At 67.6% G+C, this 15,843-nt stretch carries 8 protein-coding genes; 1 reads left to right on the top strand and 7 read right to left on the bottom strand.

Annotation, left to right across the window (positions count from 1 at the left end; all coding sequences use genetic code 11):
- Window positions 1-35 precede the first annotated feature (35 nt).
- Window positions 36-959 (top strand): YflT domain-containing protein, encoded by a 924-nt coding sequence (locus BN4251_RS05430; protein WP_087484331.1) that lies wholly within the window; start codon window positions 36-38, stop codon window positions 957-959.
- 255 nt (window positions 960-1,214) lie between these two features.
- On the opposite strand, the gene tuf is transcribed toward BN4251_RS05430, so the two are convergent.
- The 7 genes from tuf to rpoB all read right to left on the bottom strand — a co-directional run bounded on the left by tuf (window position 1,215) and on the right by rpoB (window position 15,414).
- Window positions 1,215-2,402: an elongation factor Tu gene (gene tuf / locus BN4251_RS05425; protein ID WP_087484113.1), complete on the bottom strand. Its 1,188-nt coding sequence runs from the start codon at window positions 2,400-2,402 to the stop codon at window positions 1,215-1,217.
- A 132-nt stretch (window positions 2,403-2,534) separates the two neighbouring features.
- Window positions 2,535-4,682: an elongation factor G gene (gene fusA / locus BN4251_RS05420; protein ID WP_087484112.1), complete on the bottom strand. Its 2,148-nt coding sequence runs from the start codon at window positions 4,680-4,682 to the stop codon at window positions 2,535-2,537.
- 91 nt (window positions 4,683-4,773) lie between these two features.
- Window positions 4,774-5,244, bottom strand: a complete 471-nt coding sequence (gene rpsG, locus BN4251_RS05415) for a 30S ribosomal protein S7 (protein ID WP_010550341.1) — start codon at window positions 5,242-5,244, stop codon at window positions 4,774-4,776.
- Window positions 5,244-5,618 (bottom strand): 30S ribosomal protein S12, encoded by a 375-nt coding sequence (gene rpsL, locus BN4251_RS05410; protein WP_087484111.1) that lies wholly within the window; start codon window positions 5,616-5,618, stop codon window positions 5,244-5,246. Before rpsL ends, rpsG begins: the two co-directional genes overlap by 1 nt.
- A 569-nt stretch (window positions 5,619-6,187) precedes the next feature.
- Window positions 6,188-7,402, bottom strand: coding sequence for a resuscitation-promoting factor (locus BN4251_RS18865; RefSeq protein WP_087484110.1), 1,215 nt, complete (start codon window positions 7,400-7,402; stop codon window positions 6,188-6,190).
- A gap of 523 nt (window positions 7,403-7,925) precedes the next feature.
- Window positions 7,926-11,810 (bottom strand): DNA-directed RNA polymerase subunit beta', encoded by a 3,885-nt coding sequence (locus tag BN4251_RS05400; protein ID WP_087484109.1) that lies wholly within the window; start codon window positions 11,808-11,810, stop codon window positions 7,926-7,928.
- 115 nt (window positions 11,811-11,925) lie between these two features.
- Window positions 11,926-15,414, bottom strand: coding sequence for a DNA-directed RNA polymerase subunit beta (gene rpoB, locus BN4251_RS05395; protein WP_087484108.1), 3,489 nt, complete (start codon window positions 15,412-15,414; stop codon window positions 11,926-11,928).
- Window positions 15,415-15,843 lie beyond the last annotated feature (429 nt).

Raw genomic sequence — 15,843 nt, 5'->3', positions numbered from 1 at the left:
AGCGGATTCGCCGAGTGCTGGTCTACGGTGTCCCCATGAGCCAGCCACCGCAGTCCACCAGCCCGGCGTCGCCGCTGACGGCGCGTCTCTACGACCTCGAGTATCCGCGCTCCCTCGGCGTGTACAGCACCTATCAGGAGGTGCAGTCGGTGGTCGACACGCTCGCGGACAACCAGTTCCCCGTGCAGTCCACCCTGATCGTGGGCACGGACCTGAAGCTGATGGAGCGGGTCACCGGCCGCAAGACCTGGCCCAAGGTGATCGGGCAGGGCGTGCTCTCGGGCCTGTGGATGGGTCTGTTCCTCGGCCTGCTCCTGCTGCTGATCAATCCCGGCAACTTCATGATCGTGCTGACCAGCATCCTGATGGGCATCGTGTTCTTCACCGTGTGGACGGTGATCGGCTACGCGATGACCGGCGGCAAGCGCGACTTCACCTCGATGACCTCGACCATCCCCATGCAGTACGAGCTGCTGGTCGAGCACAAGCATGCCGCGCAGGCTCGTCAGATCCTCGCCGACTCCGGGGCGGCTCCGGTCCCCGCTCCCGGGCACGCACCCCCGTCGCAGGGCGGCCACGGCCCGCAGCACGGCTCCCCCGTCCCGCAGGGCCAGCAGTACGGCGCTCCTGCCCTGCACGGCCCGCAGTACGGCGCTCCCTCACCGCAGCAGACTCCGCAGCACGGCGGCCCGACGCCGCAGTCGGCACCTCCTGCTCCCGCGCAGCCCGGTCGGCCGAACTATGGCCAGCCCGCACCGCAGAACGCACCGGCGCAGGAGCCGGGTCGCGGTCAGCGCCCGAGCTTCGGCCAGCCAGCGGGCACGCCCCTGCACGAGAGCTCCTCGGCCCCATCGGCGCAGTCGGCCTCCCCTGCCGCCGGCGGCTACGGCTCCGCCGGCTCGGCGGAGGCCGACGGCGAGCAGCGTCCCGAGACCCCTCAGGAGCCGCCCCGGCGCTGACCTCTCCGGCGGCTCGCAGAAGGCCCCCGCCCCCGCACCCTCAGTGCGGGCACGGGGGCCTTCTGCTGCGCCCGGAGCGGGGCTCCAGTCGTGGGGATCGGCGCCGACGCGGTCTATCAGAGCGAGCACGGCGCCAGCGCGGATCCGGGCATGAGAAAGGGGCCCTGCACCGGTCTCCCGGCACAGGGCCCCTCCCTGCGGTGCGGCGCTCGGCGGACGAGCGCCTCACGTCAGCGGGGACTGGCCCCGCTCAGATCACTTGTTGATCTTGGTGACGCGGCCGGAGCCCACGGTGCGGCCACCCTCACGGATGGCGAAGCCGAGGCCCTCCTCCATGGCGATCGGCTGGATGAGCTCGACCGACATCTCGGTGTTGTCGCCGGGCATGACCATCTCGGTGCCCTCGGGCAGCGTGATGACGCCGGTGACGTCGGTGGTCCGGAAGTAGAACTGCGGACGGTAGTTCGAGTAGAACGGGTTGTGACGGCCGCCCTCGTCCTTGGACAGGATGTAGACCTGCGCCTCGAACTCGGTGTGCGGGGTGATAGAACCCGGCTTCACGACGACCTGGCCGCGCTCGACGTCCTCACGCTTGGTGCCGCGCAGCAGCAGGCCGCAGTTCTCGCCGGCCCATGCCTCGTCCATCTGCTTGTGGAACATCTCGATGCCGGTGACCGTGGTCTTCTGCGGCTCGCGGATGCCCACGATCTCGACCTCGGAGTTGATGGTCAGCTTGCCGCGGTCCACCTTGCCGGTGACGACGGTGCCACGACCCTGGATCGTGAAGACGTCCTCGATCGGCATGAGGAAGGGCTGGTCGAGATCGCGGACCGGGTCCGGGATGTTCTCGTCCACGGCATCCATGAGCTCCTCGACGGACTTGACCCACTTCTCGTCGCCCTCGAGAGCCTTGAGCGCGGAGACCTGGATGACCGGCGCGTCCTCGTCGAAGCCCTGAGAGCCCAGCATCTCGCGGACCTCCATCTCGACGAGCTCGAGGATCTCCTCGTCCTCGACCATGTCGGACTTGTTGAGAGCTGCGAGCAGGTAGGGGACGCCGACCTGCTTGGCGAGCAGCACGTGCTCACGGGTCTGAGCCATCGGGCCGTCGGTGGCGGCAACCACGAGGATCGCGCCGTCCATCTGAGCGGCACCGGTGATCATGTTCTTGACGTAGTCGGCGTGGCCGGGGGCGTCGACGTGCGCGTAGTGACGCTTCTCGGTCTCGTACTCGATGTGCGAGACGTTGATCGTGATGCCGCGCTGCTTCTCCTCGGGCGCGTTGTCGATCGTGTCGAAGTCGCGCGCCGTGTTCAGATCCGGGTACTTGTCGTACAGGACCTTCGAGATCGCAGCGCTCAGCGTGGTCTTGCCGTGGTCGACGTGACCGATGGTGCCGATGTTGACGTGCGGCTTGGTCCGCTCGAACTTGGCCTTCGCCATGATGGTGTCCTCCTAGGACTTCTTATCGTGGTACTTCTGGATCGGGATCGGATCCCCGCCTCGGCGAGGTGGAGGTCCGATGGGGGTTTCGGGGGAGGCAGGAGAAGGAGCCTACCTGCTTCCCCCGACTCCTCACTCGCCCCGGGTCTTCGCGACGATCTCCTCGGCAATGCTGCCGGGGACCTCCGCGTAGCTGTGGAACTGCATGGTGTACATCGCACGACCCTGGGTCTTGGACCGCAGGTCGCCGACGTAGCCGAACATCTCCGACAGCGGGACGAGAGCACGGACGATCTTGACCCCGCTCGCGTCCTCCATCGACTGCACCAGACCTCGCCTGGAGTTCAGGTCGCCGATGACATCTCCCATGTACTCCTCAGGAGTACGGACCTCGACGTCCATGAGGGGCTCGAGGATGACCGGCTGCGCCTTGCGCAGGGCCTCCTTGGCCGCCATGGAGCCGGCGATCTTGAAGGCCATCTCCGAGGAGTCGACGTCGTGGAATGCGCCGTCGAGCAGGGAGGCCTTCACGTTCACGACCGGGTAACCGGCGATGATGCCGCCCTGGAGAGCGTCCTGGATGCCGGCATCCACGCTCGGGATGTACTCGCGCGGGATGCGGCCGCCGGTGACCTTGTTCTCGAACTCGTAGAACACGCCGTCCTCGGCGTCCTCGAGCGGGCCGAAGGTGATCTGGACCTTCGCGAACTGGCCGGAGCCGCCGGTCTGCTTCTTGTGGGTGAAGTCGAACTTCTCCACGACGCGCTTGATCGTCTCGCGGTAGGCGACCTGGGGCTTGCCGATGTTCGCCTCGACGTTGAACTCGCGGCGCATGCGGTCCACGAGGATGTCGAGGTGCAGCTCGCCCATGCCCTTGATGACGGTCTGGCCGGTCTCCTCGTCCAGCTCCACCTGGAAGGTCGGGTCCTCCTTGGCGAGCTTCTGGATGGCGACACCCAGCTTCTCCTGGTCACCCTTGGTCTTCGGCTCGATGGCCACCGAGATGACCGGCTCCGGGAAGCTCATGGACTCGAGCTGGATCGGGTTGGCCGGATCGGTGAGGGTGTCACCGGTGGTGGTGTCCTTCAGGCCGATGAACGCGTAGATGTGGCCCGCGAAGGCCTCCTCCACCGGGTTCTCCTTGTTGGAGTGCATCTGGAAGAGCTTGCCGACGCGCTCCTTCTTGCCGGTGGTGGCGTTGAGGATCTGCATGCCCTGCTGCACCTGGCCGGAGTAGACGCGCACGTAGGTGAGCGAGCCGAAGAACGGGTGCGCGGCGACCTTGAAGGCGAGCGCCGAGAAGGGCTCGTCCCAGTCGGCGGCGCGAGTGAGCTCGGTCGACTCGTCGCCCGGCTTGTGACCGATCATGTCGGGCACGTCCAGCGGCGAGGGCAGGTAGTCGACGACACCGTTCAGGACGGGCTGGATGCCCTTGTTCTTGAAGGCGGTGCCGCAGAAGACCGGGTAGGCCTGCGAGGAGATGGTCAGGGCGCGGATGCCGGCCTTGAGCTCCTCGATCGAGAGGTCGCCCTCCTCGAGGTACTTCTCCATGAGCTCCTCGGAGCTCTCGGCGACGTCCTCGACGAGCTTGCTGCGGTACTCCTCGACCTTGTCGGCCAGGTCCTCGGGGATCGGGATCTCACGCTGCCACTGGCCGAGCGAGGGGTCACCCTTCTTGGAGTTGATGGCCGGCATGTCCTCGGCGAGGGTGTCGGGCCACTCGTAGGCCTTCATCTCGACCAGGTCGACGACGCCGCGGAAGTCGTTCTCCGCACCGATCGGGACCTGCATGACCAGCGGCTTGGCGCCGAGGCGGTCGGTGATGGTGCCGACGGTGAAGAAGAAGTCAGCGCCCAGCTTGTCCATCTTGTTGACGAAGCAGATGCGGGGGACCTCGTACTTGTCGGCCTGGCGCCAGACGGTCTCCGACTGGGGCTCGACGCCCTCCTTGCCGTCGAACACTGCGACGGCGCCGTCGAGCACGCGCAGCGAGCGCTCCACCTCGACGGTGAAGTCGACGTGACCGGGGGTGTCGATGATGTTGATCTGGTTGTCGTGCCAGTAGCAGGTCGTCGCGGCCGACGTGATCGTGATGCCGCGCTCCTTCTCCTGCTCCATCCAGTCCATGGTGCCGGCGCCGTCGTGGGTCTCGCCCATCTTGTAGTTCACGCCGGTGTAGAAGAGGATGCGCTCGGTCGTGGTGGTCTTGCCGGCATCGATGTGAGCCATGATGCCGATGTTGCGGACCTTGTTCAGGTCGCTGAGCACTTCGAGTGCCACGGGCTTGTGCCTTTCTGGAGAACGGATGCTGGTGGAGCTGCCGGAGGACGGCAGGTGGGGTTCGCCCGGACGGACGAACCCCACCGTGCACTCACCAGCGGTAGTGAGCGAAGGCCCTGTTGGACTCGGCCATCTTGTGAGTGTCCTCGCGACGCTTGACAGCGGCGCCGAGACCGTTGGACGCGTCCAGGATCTCGTTCATCAGACGCTCGGTCATGGTGTTCTCACGGCGGGCGCGGGAGTAGCTGACCAGCCAGCGCAGCGCGAGAGTAGTGGAACGACCGGGCTTGACCTCGATCGGGACCTGGTAGGTCGCACCGCCGACGCGGCGGGAGCGGACCTCGAGGGAGGGCCGGATGTTGTCCAGCGCCTTCTTCAGGGTGACGACCGGGTCCTGGCCGTTCTTCTCACGAGCCCCCTCGAGGGCGCCGTAGACGATGCCCTCGGCGACGGTCTTCTTGCCGTCGAGGAGGATCTTGTTGATGAGCTGCGTGACGATCGGCGAGCCGTAGACCGGATCGACGACCAGCTGGCGCTTGGGAGCGGGGCCCTTACGAGGCATTACTTCTTCTCCTTCTTCGCGCCGTAGCGGGAGCGCGCCTGCTGGCGGCCCTTCACGGACTGGGTGTCCAGAGCGCCGCGCACGATCTTGTAGCGCACGCCGGGCAGGTCCTTCACACGACCGCCGCGGACGAGCACGATCGAGTGCTCCTGGAGGTTGTGGCCCTCGCCGGGGATGTAGGCGGTGACCTCGACGCCGGTCGACAGCTTCACACGCGCGATCTTGCGCAGCGCGGAGTTCGGCTTCTTGGGGGTCTGGGTGTAGACGCGCGTGCAGACACCGCGGCGCTGGGGCGAACCCTTGAGCGCGGGCGTCTTCGAGGAGGACGAGCGAGCGTCCCTCCCCTTGCGCACCAACTGCTGAATAGTAGGCACAGCTTCTCTTCCTTGTCAGCCCTCGATGCTGTTGGCACCGAAGGATCACCTTCTTCGACCGCTCGCACGGCCGGCGACCCAATGTCACCTCCCCATGCCCGGGGTGCGCGGTGACTCGACCCGCCCGTCAGGTGATGGCACCTGCCGGGCGTCCAGGAGGACCGTGATCGGTGCCCGCGGGCAGGGGGCCGGGCATGGCCCCCGCACCGAATTCGGGCACGCCGCGAGGATCCGCTCCTCGCGGGGGACATCCTCCGCCGCTCTCGAGAAGGCGACGGATCAGTCCCGGGTCACGACCAGAGGGCACTCCGGACGCACACGCAGTCTACTGAGATGCGCGGGATGCGGTCAAAGCTTCTCCTCGGTTCCGACGCAGATCACATGACGCCGTATGAGCGACGGTTTGCCTTCTGGTGACGTGCCGGGATATAGCACATGACCCCGCAGGTCAGAGCCGGTTCCCAGGAAGTGCTCGCGCCCCGTCCCGGCGACGTCCGGTGCCAGGAGCGCGGACGGGACCCCGAGCCTCGGCTCGGGGTCCCGTCGGGTGCAGCCGTGGGCCGCGGGGCTCAGCGGATGCCGAGCTTCGAGGTGCAGGAGGGCCAGGCGCCCCAGCCCTGCGCGGCCTGGGTCTTCTTGGCGATGTCGATCTGCTGCGAACGGCTGGCGAGGTTCGCGGTGGGCGCGTACTTGCCGCCGCCGAAGGCGAGCCAGGTCGACTTCGAGAACTGCAGGCCGCCGTAGTAGCCGTTGCCGGTGTTGATGGACCAGTTGCCGCCGGACTCGCACTGAGCCAGGCGGTCCCAGACGGAGCCGGAGGGCGCGGACGGCGCCGAGGCGCCGGTGTTGCCGCCCGAGGAGGAGGACGACGAGGAGGAGGACGACGACGACGAGGAGCTGCGCTCGGAGCTGCGGTTCGCGCTGTCGTTCTGGCGGGGCTCGGGACGCGGCGCGGGCTTGGTGCCCTCGGCGACCACCTTCGTGGTGGGCTCGGAGGTGATCTCCTCGGAGACGACCTCGGACTCGGTGACCTCGCCGTCGACCTTCACCTCGCGGATGACCTTCTCCTTGGAGCCGGACTTGCCCTCGGTGGTGACCTTGGTGCGGCCCTCGAGCAGGTCGTCGTCCTTGACGGTCTTGGTCTCGAACGGGATCTTCTCGGTCTCGGTGCGCTCGGTCTCGCGCACACGCTGGACGGTGTGGGTGGCGCCGTCCTCGAGCAGGGTGTCGCGCGGGACGTCGGCGGTGTCGGTGTCCTCGATGTTGCCCAGGACCTTCTCCATCGCCTCGCCCACGGTGAGGGCGGTGACGTCGAAGGTGTCCTGGCCGTACTGGCCCTTGAAGGTGACGGTCTTGCGGGTGACGACCTCGACCTGGCCGTCGGCGGCCTCGAGGGTCTCCTCGGGCTCGGGGGTGATCCGTGCGCCCTCGGCCTTGTACTCGGTCTCCGCGAGCGCATCGGCGACGGTGTCACCGGTGGTCAGCAGATCGGTCTCGACGCCGTCGATGGTGACGGTGACGGGGGTGCGCTGGACGACCTGGATGTCCATGCCGTCGGTGACGGGCTCGTCGAGGGCGGGGGTCACCAGGTCGGTGTCCTTCACCTCGATGCCCTCGGCGGCGAGCAGGTCACCGACCGTGGGCTGGGAGAAGGTGCGGACCGAGGACTCCTCGCCGTACACACTGATCTGCGCCTCGTTCGACATCGCGAACGCGGTGCCGCCACCGCCGACTGCGATGACGCAGACGGTCGCGGCCGCGAGGATCCACGGGCTCTTCTTCACTGTTCCACCTGTTCCTTGCCGCCGGCATGCGGCGCGTCGTGTCGTTCCCTGAGCGTCGGACCCCGCGGGGCGGGGTCTGCAGCTCCGACACGCGCGCGCACTCACGGGGAGGCGCAGCAGGAAAGGTCGCGCGGGAACTGCCAGGTGCCATGGTTTCCCGATTCGCGCGGAGACGTAAGGGATCCGGCCAGAGTTTGAGCAAGCGCCCAAGAGGTCTTTACCCTCTCGTGAACCTCCGCGTCTGCCAGGTCACCCCGCAGGCCTTCGCAGCCCCCTGGGACGCGACCTGGGACACAGCACGGAGGTCCACCGCTCCCCCGCCGACACCCCGGGAACGGGTGAGCCGTTGGCACGGAGGGGCCGACAGAGCGGGCTCCGTCCCCGCCCTCGTGCACCGCGGCCGACGCCTGAGACGACGACGCCGCGGGGCGGCCCCACCTCAGTGGGACCGCCCCGCGGCGTCCGGTCACCCCGCCTGCCCGGGGGCGGCGGGGTGCCGTGTCAGCGTCTGCTCAGCGGCAGATCACCGGAAATCGGTGCGGAAGGGATCGGCGTAGTCGATGTCGTCGAGGTTGACGGCACCGGTCTGGCCGAAGCCCGAGAAGTCCAGCTCGTCGTAGCCGGGCACCTGGTACATCTGCGCCTTCGCCTCGTCGGTGGGCTCGACCGCGATGTGGCGGAACCGCGACAGGCCGGTGCCGGCCGGGATGAGCTTGCCGATGATGACGTTCTCCTTGAGCCCCATGAGCTGATCGCTCTTGCGGTTCAGGGCGGCCTCGGTGAGCACACGGGTGGTCTCCTGGAAGGAGGCCGCCGAGAGCCACGACTCGGTCGCGAGCGACGCCTTGGTGATGCCCATCAGCTCCGGACGACCCGAGGCCGGCTGACCGCCCTCGGAGAGCACCCGACGGTTCTCCCGCTCGAAGGTGACGCGCTCGGCGAAGTCACCGGGCAGCAGACCGGTGTCGCCGGACTCGATGACCGTCACGCGACGGAGCATCTGGCGCACGATGACCTCGATGTGCTTGGCGTGGATGTCCACGCCCTGGCTGATGTACACCTTCTGGACCTCGTCCACGAGGTGCTGCTGCACCGCGCGGGGGCCGAGGATGCGCAGAACCTGCTTCGGATCCACCGAGCCCTGGGTGAGCTGCTGGCCGACCTCGATGTGGTCGCCGTCGGCGACCAGCAGCGACACGCGCTTGGAGACGGTGTACGAGACCGGGTCCGAGCCGTCGTCCGGCGTGACCGTGATTCTGCGCTGCTTGTCGTTCTCCTCGATCTCGACACGACCCGAGAACTCGGAGATCGGCGCAAAGCCGGCCGGGGTGCGGGCCTCGAACAGCTCCTGCACACGCGGCAGACCGTGCGTGATGTCGCCGTCGGCGCTGGCCACACCACCGGAGTGGAAGGTACGCATGGTCAGCTGGGTGCCGGGCTCACCGATCGACTGGGCCGCGACGATGCCGACGGCCTCGCCGATGTCGACCAGCTGGCCGGTGGCGAGCGACTTGCCGTAGCACTGGGCGCAGGTGCCCACCGCGGAGTCGCAGGTCAGCACGGAGCGGATCTTCGCCTCGCGCACGCCCGCCTCGACGAGCTGCTCGATGAGCACGTCACCGAGCTCGGCGCCGGCCGGAGCCGCCTCGGAGCCGTCGGCCCCGATGGCCGCGGTGGCCAGGACGCGCCCGTACACCGTGGACTCGGCGTGCTCGTGCGTGCGCAGCTCGCCGGCCTCCTCGACCGCGATCGGCAGGACCAGGCCCTTGGTGGTGCCGCAGTCGTCCTCGCGGACGATGACGTCCTGCGAGACGTCGACCAGACGACGGGTCAGGTAGCCCGACTGAGCGGTCTTCAGCGCGGTGTCCGCCAGGCCCTTGCGGGAGCCGTGCGAGGCGATGAAGTACTCCAGGACCGAGAGCCCCTCCTTGTAGTTGGAGAGGATCGGGCGCGGGATGATCTCGCCCTTGGGGTTGTTCACCAGGCCGCGCATACCGGCGATCTGACGGACCTGCATCCAGTTGCCTCGTGCGCCCGAGTCCACCATCCGGAAGATGGTGTTGGTCGACTCGAAGTTCGCCCGCATGGCCTGGTCGACCTCGTTGGTCGCCTCGGTCCACAGGTCGATGAGCTCCATGTTGCGCTCGTGCTCGGAGATCAGGCCCAGGTCACGGTTCTCCTGGATCTGGGCGTTCTTCTCCTCGTACTTCGCGATGATCTCCGCCTTGTTCGGCGGGGTCACGACGTCCGAGAGGGCGAAGGACGCGCCCGAACGGGTCGACCAGGTGAAGCCGTAGGCCTTGAGCGCGTCCAGCGACGCGGCGACCTGGCCCTTGTCGTAGCGCTCGGCGAGAGCGTTGACGATGCCGCCCAGGCGCTTCTTGCCGACCTGGCCCTCGACGAACGGGAAGTCCACCGGCAGCGTCTCGTTGAAGTAGACGGAGCCCAGAGAGGTGGTCAGGACGATCGGGTCGCCCTCGGTCCAGCCCTCGGGGGCCTCCCAGCCGCTCGGCGGGACGATGTCCGTGAAGCGGATGTCCACCATGGCGTTGAGGTGCAGCTCGCCGCGGTCGAAGGCCATGATGGCCTCCGCCTCGGAGGCGAAGCGGCGACCGGCGCCCGGGACGTCCTCGCGCACCGTGGTGAGGTGGTAGAGGCCGATGATCATGTCCTGTGCGGGCATGGTCACGGGGCGGCCGTCGGACGGCTTGAGGATGTTGTTGCTCGAGAGCATCAGGATGCGGGCCTCGGCCTGCGCCTCCGCGGACAGCGGCAGGTGCACGGCCATCTGGTCACCGTCGAAGTCCGCGTTGAAAGCGGCGCAGACGAGCGGGTGCAGGTGGATGGCCTTGCCCTCGACCAGCTGCGGCTCGAAGGCCTGGATGCCCAGGCGGTGCAGGGTGGGCGCACGGTTCAGCAGCACCGGGTGCTCGGTGATGACCTCTTCGAGGACGTCCCACACCTCGGGGCGCGCACGCTCGACCATCCGCTTGGCGGCCTTGACGTTCTGGGCGTGGCTGAGCTCGACCAGGCGCTTCATGACGAAGGGCTTGAACAGCTCGAGCGCCATGCCCTTGGGCAGACCGCACTGATGCAGGCTCAGCTGGGGGCCGTTGACGATGACGGAGCGGGCGGAGTAGTCCACGCGCTTGCCCAGCAGGTTCTGACGGAAACGACCCTGCTTGCCCTTGAGCATGTCGGACAGCGACTTCAGCGGGCGGTTGCCCGGTCCGGTGACCGGGCGGCCGCGACGGCCGTTGTCGAACAGCGAGTCGACCGACTCCTGCAGCATGCGCTTCTCGTTGTTCACGATGATCTCGGGGGCACCGAGATCCAACAGCCGCTTGAGGCGGTTGTTGCGGTTGATCACGCGGCGGTACAGGTCGTTGAGGTCGGAGGTCGCGAAGCGGCCGCCGTCCAGCTGCACCATCGGGCGCAGGTCCGGCGGGATCACCGGGACGGCGTCCAGCACCATGCCGACGGGCGAGTTGGTGGTGGTCAGGAACGCGGAGACGACCTTGAGGCGCTTGAGCGCACGGGCCTTCTTCTGTCCCTTGCCGGTCGCGATGATCTCGCGCAGCTGCACGGACTCGGCCTCGAGGTCGAAGTCGCGCAGACGACGCTGGATCGCCTCGGCGCCCATGCCACCCTCGAAGTAGGTGCCGTAGCGGAGCTTCATCGCGCGGTAGAGCTGCTCATCACCCTCGAGGTCGGCGACCTTGAGGGACTTGAAGCGCTCCCACACGCGGGTGATCCGGTCGATCTCCGCGTCGTACTTCTTGCGGATCTGGGCCTGCTCACGCTCGCCGGAGTCGCGGACCTTGCGCTTCGCGTCGGCCTTCGCGCCCTCCTCCTCGAGCTGGGCGAGATCCTTCTCCGCGGTCAGCGCACGCTGGTTGATCGCGGCGTCGCGCTCGTTCTCGAGCTCCTTGACCTCGAGGTCGAAGCGCGCCTGCAGATCCGGCATGTCGTCGTGGCGGGCCTGCTCGTCCACCTCGGTGATCATGTACGCGGCGAAGTAGATGATCTTCTCGAGATCCTTCGGCGCGAGGTCCAGCAGGTAGCCCAGGCGGCTCGGCACTCCCTTGAAGTACCAGATGTGGGTGACGGGAGCGGCGAGCTCCACGTGGCCCATGCGCTCACGACGCACGGAGGACTTGGTGACCTCCACGCCGCAGCGCTCGCAGACGATGCCCTTGAAGCGGACGCGCTTGTACTTGCCGCAGTAGCACTCCCAGTCCCGGGTGGGGCCGAAGATGCGCTCGCAGAACAGGCCCTCCATCTCGGGCTTCAGGGTGCGGTAGTTGATGGTCTCCGGCTTCTTGACCTCGCCGTGGGACCAGCCGCGGATGTCGTCGGCCGTGGCGAGGCCGATGCGCAGCTCGTCGAAGGTGTTGACGTCGATCACAGGTGTCCTTCTCTCGATCGGAAGAGTGTGTGTCTGAGGGAACGGGGTCGAGGGTGGGGCTCGGGGGCGGTCACCGCGTCACGCGGCGGGACGGCGCCTCCCGAGCCCGCGCCCCTCAGACCTCTTCGATGGAGCCGACGCCCTCGTGGGGTCGGCGGGACAGGTCGATGCCGAGCTCCTCCGCCGCGCGGAAGACCTCCTCATCAGCTTCCTGAACCTCATGGGCGGTGCCGTCGGCCGAGAGGACCTCGACGTTCAGGCACAGCGACTGCATCTCCTTGAGGAGCACTCGGAAGGACTCCGGGATGCCGGGCTCGGGGATGTTCTCGCCCTTGACGATCGCCTCGTAGACCTTGACGCGGCCGGCGATGTCATCGGACTTGATGGTCAGCAGCTCCTGCAGGGCGTAGGCGGCGCCGTAGGCCTCGAGGGCCCACACCTCCATCTCGCCGAAGCGCTGGCCGCCGAACTGGGCCTTACCGCCCAGCGGCTGCTGCGTGATCATCGAGTACGGGCCGGTGGAGCGCGCGTGCAGCTTGTCGTCCACCAGGTGGTGGAGCTTCAGCATGTACATGTAGCCCACGGAGATCGGGTCCGGGAACGGCTCGCCGGAGCGACCGTCGAACAGACGCGCCTTGCCGTCCTCCTTGACCATCCGCTCACCGTCGCGGTTGGGGCGGTGGTTGGCGATCAGGCCGGTGACCTCTTCGGCGGTGAGGCCGTCGAAGACCGGGACCGCGACCGCGGTGCCGGGCTCGCCGTGGAGGGCGCCCTCGGGCAGATCCGCCGCGGTGGGATCCTCGGGGTCGAGGTCCCAGCCGGCCTTGGCGACCCAGCCCAGGTGGGTCTCCATGACCTGGCCGATGTTCATTCGGCCGGGCACGCCCATCGGGTTCAGGATGATGTCGATCGGGGTGCCGTCCTCCAGGAACGGCATGTCCTCGACCGGCAGGATCTTGGCGATGACGCCCTTGTTGCCGTGACGGCCGGCGAGCTTGTCACCGTCGGTGATCTTGCGCTTCTGGGCCACGTAGACGCGGACCATCTCGTTGACGCCGGTGGGGAGGATGTCCCCGTCCTCATCATCGGTGAAGACCTGCACACCGATGACGGTGCCGGACTCGCCGTGGGGGACGCGCAGCGAGGTGTCGCGCACCTCGCGGGCCTTCTCGCCGAAGATGGCGCGCAGCAGGCGCTCCTCCGGGGTCAGCTCGGTCTCGCCCTTCGGGGTGACCTTGCCGACCAGGATGTCGCCCGGCTCCACCTCGGCGCCGATGCGGATGATGCCGCGCTCGTCGAGATCGGCCAGCACGTCGTCGCCGACGTTCGGGATGTCCCGGGTGATCTCCTCCTTGCCGAGCTTGGTGTCGCGCGCATCGACCTCGTGCTCCTCGATGTGGATCGAGGTGAGGACGTCGTCCTGGACCATCCGCGAGGACAGGATGATGCCGTCCTCGTAGTTGTGGCCCTCCCAGGACATGAACGCGACCAGCAGGTTCTTGCCGATGGCGAGTTCGCCCTGATCGGTCGAGGGGCCGTCGGCCAGGATCGAGCCCGCCTCGACGCGATCACCCTCGTTGAACAGCACGCGCTGGTTGTAGGAGTTGCCGGCGTTGGAGCGCTCGAACTTCCCGATCGGGTAGGTCTGGCGGGTGCCGTCGTCGGCCATCACGACCACGAGGTCCGCGGAGAGCTCCTCGATGACGCCGCCCTTGGAGGCGACGACCACATCGCCGGCGTCGACCGCCGCGCGACGCTCCATGCCGGTGCCGACCAGCGGCATCTCGGAGCGCAGCAGCGGCACGGCCTGGCGCTGCATGTTCGAGCCCATGAGCGCACGGTTGGCGTCGTCGTGCTCGAGGAAGGGGATCATCGCGGTGGCGACGGAGACCATCTGACGTGCGGAGACGTCCATGTAGTCGACGTCGGCGACGGCGACCAGATCCGGCTCGCCGCCGGGCAGACGCACCAGCACCTCCTCGTTCAGGAAGCGGCCGTCCTCATCGATCTTGGCGTTGGCCTGCGCGATGATGTGGCGGTCCTCGTCATCGGCGGTGAGGTAGACGACCTCGTCGCTGACGCGGCCGTCCGCGACCTTCCGGTACGGCGTCTCGATGAAGCCGAAGGGGTTGATGCGGGCGAAGGTCGCCAGCGAGCCGATCAGACCGATGTTCGGACCCTCGGGGGTCTCGATCGGGCACATGCGGCCGTAGTGCGACGGGTGGACGTCACGGACCTCCATGCCGGCGCGGTCACGGGACAGGCCGCCCGGGCCGAGCGCGGAGAGGCGACGCTTGTGGGTCAGGCCCGACAGCGGGTTGTTCTGGTCCATGAACTGCGAGAGCTGGGAGGTTCCGAAGAACTCCTTGATCGCCGCGGTGACCGGACGGATGTTGATCAGGGTCAGCGGCGTGATCGCCTCGACGTCCTGGGTGGTCATGCGCTCGCGCACGACGCGCTCCATGCGGGACAGGCCGGTGCGGACCTGGTTCTGGATCAGCTCGCCCACGGCGCGGATGCGACGGTTGCCGAAGTGGTCGATGTCATCGGTCTCGACCCGCACGGGCTTGCCGTCGGCACTGGTGTACTCGCTGACACCGTCGTGCAGGGCGACGATGTACTTGATCGTGGCGACGATGTCCTCGAGGCGGAGGGTCGACTCGGAGAGGCTGCCCTCGAGGCCGAGCTTCTTGCCGATCTTGTAGCGGCCGACCTTCGCGAGGTCGTAGCGCTTGGCATTGAAGTAGAGGTTGTTCAGCATCGCCTCGCCCGCATCGCGCGTGGGCGGCTCGCCCGGGCGTTGCTTGCGGTAGATGTCGATGAGCGCCTCGTCCTGGGAGGCGATGCGGTCCTTCTCGAGCGTGGAGCGCATCGACTCGAACTCGCCGAACTCCTCGAGGATGTCCGAGTGGGACATGCCCAGGGCCTGCAGGAGCGTGGTGACCGACTGCTTGCGCTTGCGGTCGATGCGGACGCCGACCTGGTCGCGCTTGTCGATCTCGAACTCGAGCCAGGCGCCGCGCGACGGGATCATCTTCGCGGTGAAGATGTGCTTGTCGCTGGTCTTGTCGATGGACTCCTCGAAGTACACGCCCGGGGAGCGGACCAGCTGCGAGACGACCACGCGCTCGGTGCCGTTGATGATGAAGGTGCCCTTGGCGGTCATGAGCGGGAACTCGCCCATGAAGACCGTCTGGGTCTTGATCTCGCCGGTCTCGTTGTTCATGAACTCCGCGATGACGTACAGCGGAGCCGCGTAGGTGAGGTCCTTCTCCTTGCACTCGTCGACCGTGTACTTCGGGTCGTCGAAGGTGTGGTCGCGGAAGGACAGCGACATGTTGCCGGCGAAGTCCTCGATCGGAGAGATCTCCTCGAGGATGTCGGCGAGACCGGAGGTCTGCGGGACATCCTCGCGACCGGCGGCGGCGGCCTCAGCGGCACGCTCCTGCCAGCGCTCGTTGCCCAGCAGCCAGTCGAACGAGGTGGTCTGCAGACTCAGCAGATCCGGGACCTCGATCGGGTCGCCGAGCTTCGCGAAGGTGACGCGAGGGGAGGCGGTACGAAGTGCGATGTCAGTGGTGCGATCGGTGCTCGAGGCAGCCAAAGGGGGGTCCTTCCACAGGCCGATGACGGAATCCCAGGCGCGGCGAACACCCGTCGGGCGGTGGAGCAGGCAATGTGGTGAGACAGAGCGGCAGAACCGAGGCGGGCGACGCACAGCGCAAGGACCGAGCATACAGAAAATCGCGGATGGACACAAGTGCCGTGACGCGGCTGGTCCATCCGCGTCGGCCGCTATATGCCTGGCGCGGAGGTTCTGACGTCGCTTCCTGCCCGTCTGGCTCGACCGGCCCGGCGGTGTCATCACACCGGGCACATGCGGCAGGAACAGCTCCGTACGGCAAAAAGGATGAACGGAAAATCGCTCGGAGTCAAGCAGGCGCGTCCTCTGCCGGGGTGTCGCACCACGTCAGGGGCTTCTTCTGGTCGTGTCAGCGGGGCAGCGGCAGAGCCCGCCGTGCTCGTCGGAGGG

The sequence above is a fragment of the Brachybacterium massiliense genome (assembly GCF_900184245.1).
In the GTDB taxonomy this organism is placed as follows: domain Bacteria; phylum Actinomycetota; class Actinomycetes; order Actinomycetales; family Dermabacteraceae; genus Brachybacterium; species Brachybacterium massiliense.
Note: the sequence above shows the minus strand (reverse complement) of the source record. Positions and strands in the feature narration are given on the sequence as shown.

Excerpts from the sequence above, each read along its gene's own strand:
- rpsG (WP_010550341.1), bottom strand. The coding sequence starts at position 5,244 with ATGCCTCGTAAGGGCCCCGCTCCCAAGCGCCAGCTGGTCGTCGATCCG.
- BN4251_RS05430 (WP_087484331.1), top strand. The coding sequence starts at position 36 with ATGAGCCAGCCACCGCAGTCCACCAGCCCGGCGTCGCCGCTGACGGCG.
- tuf (WP_087484113.1), bottom strand. The coding sequence starts at position 2,402 with ATGGCGAAGGCCAAGTTCGAGCGGACCAAGCCGCACGTCAACATCGGC.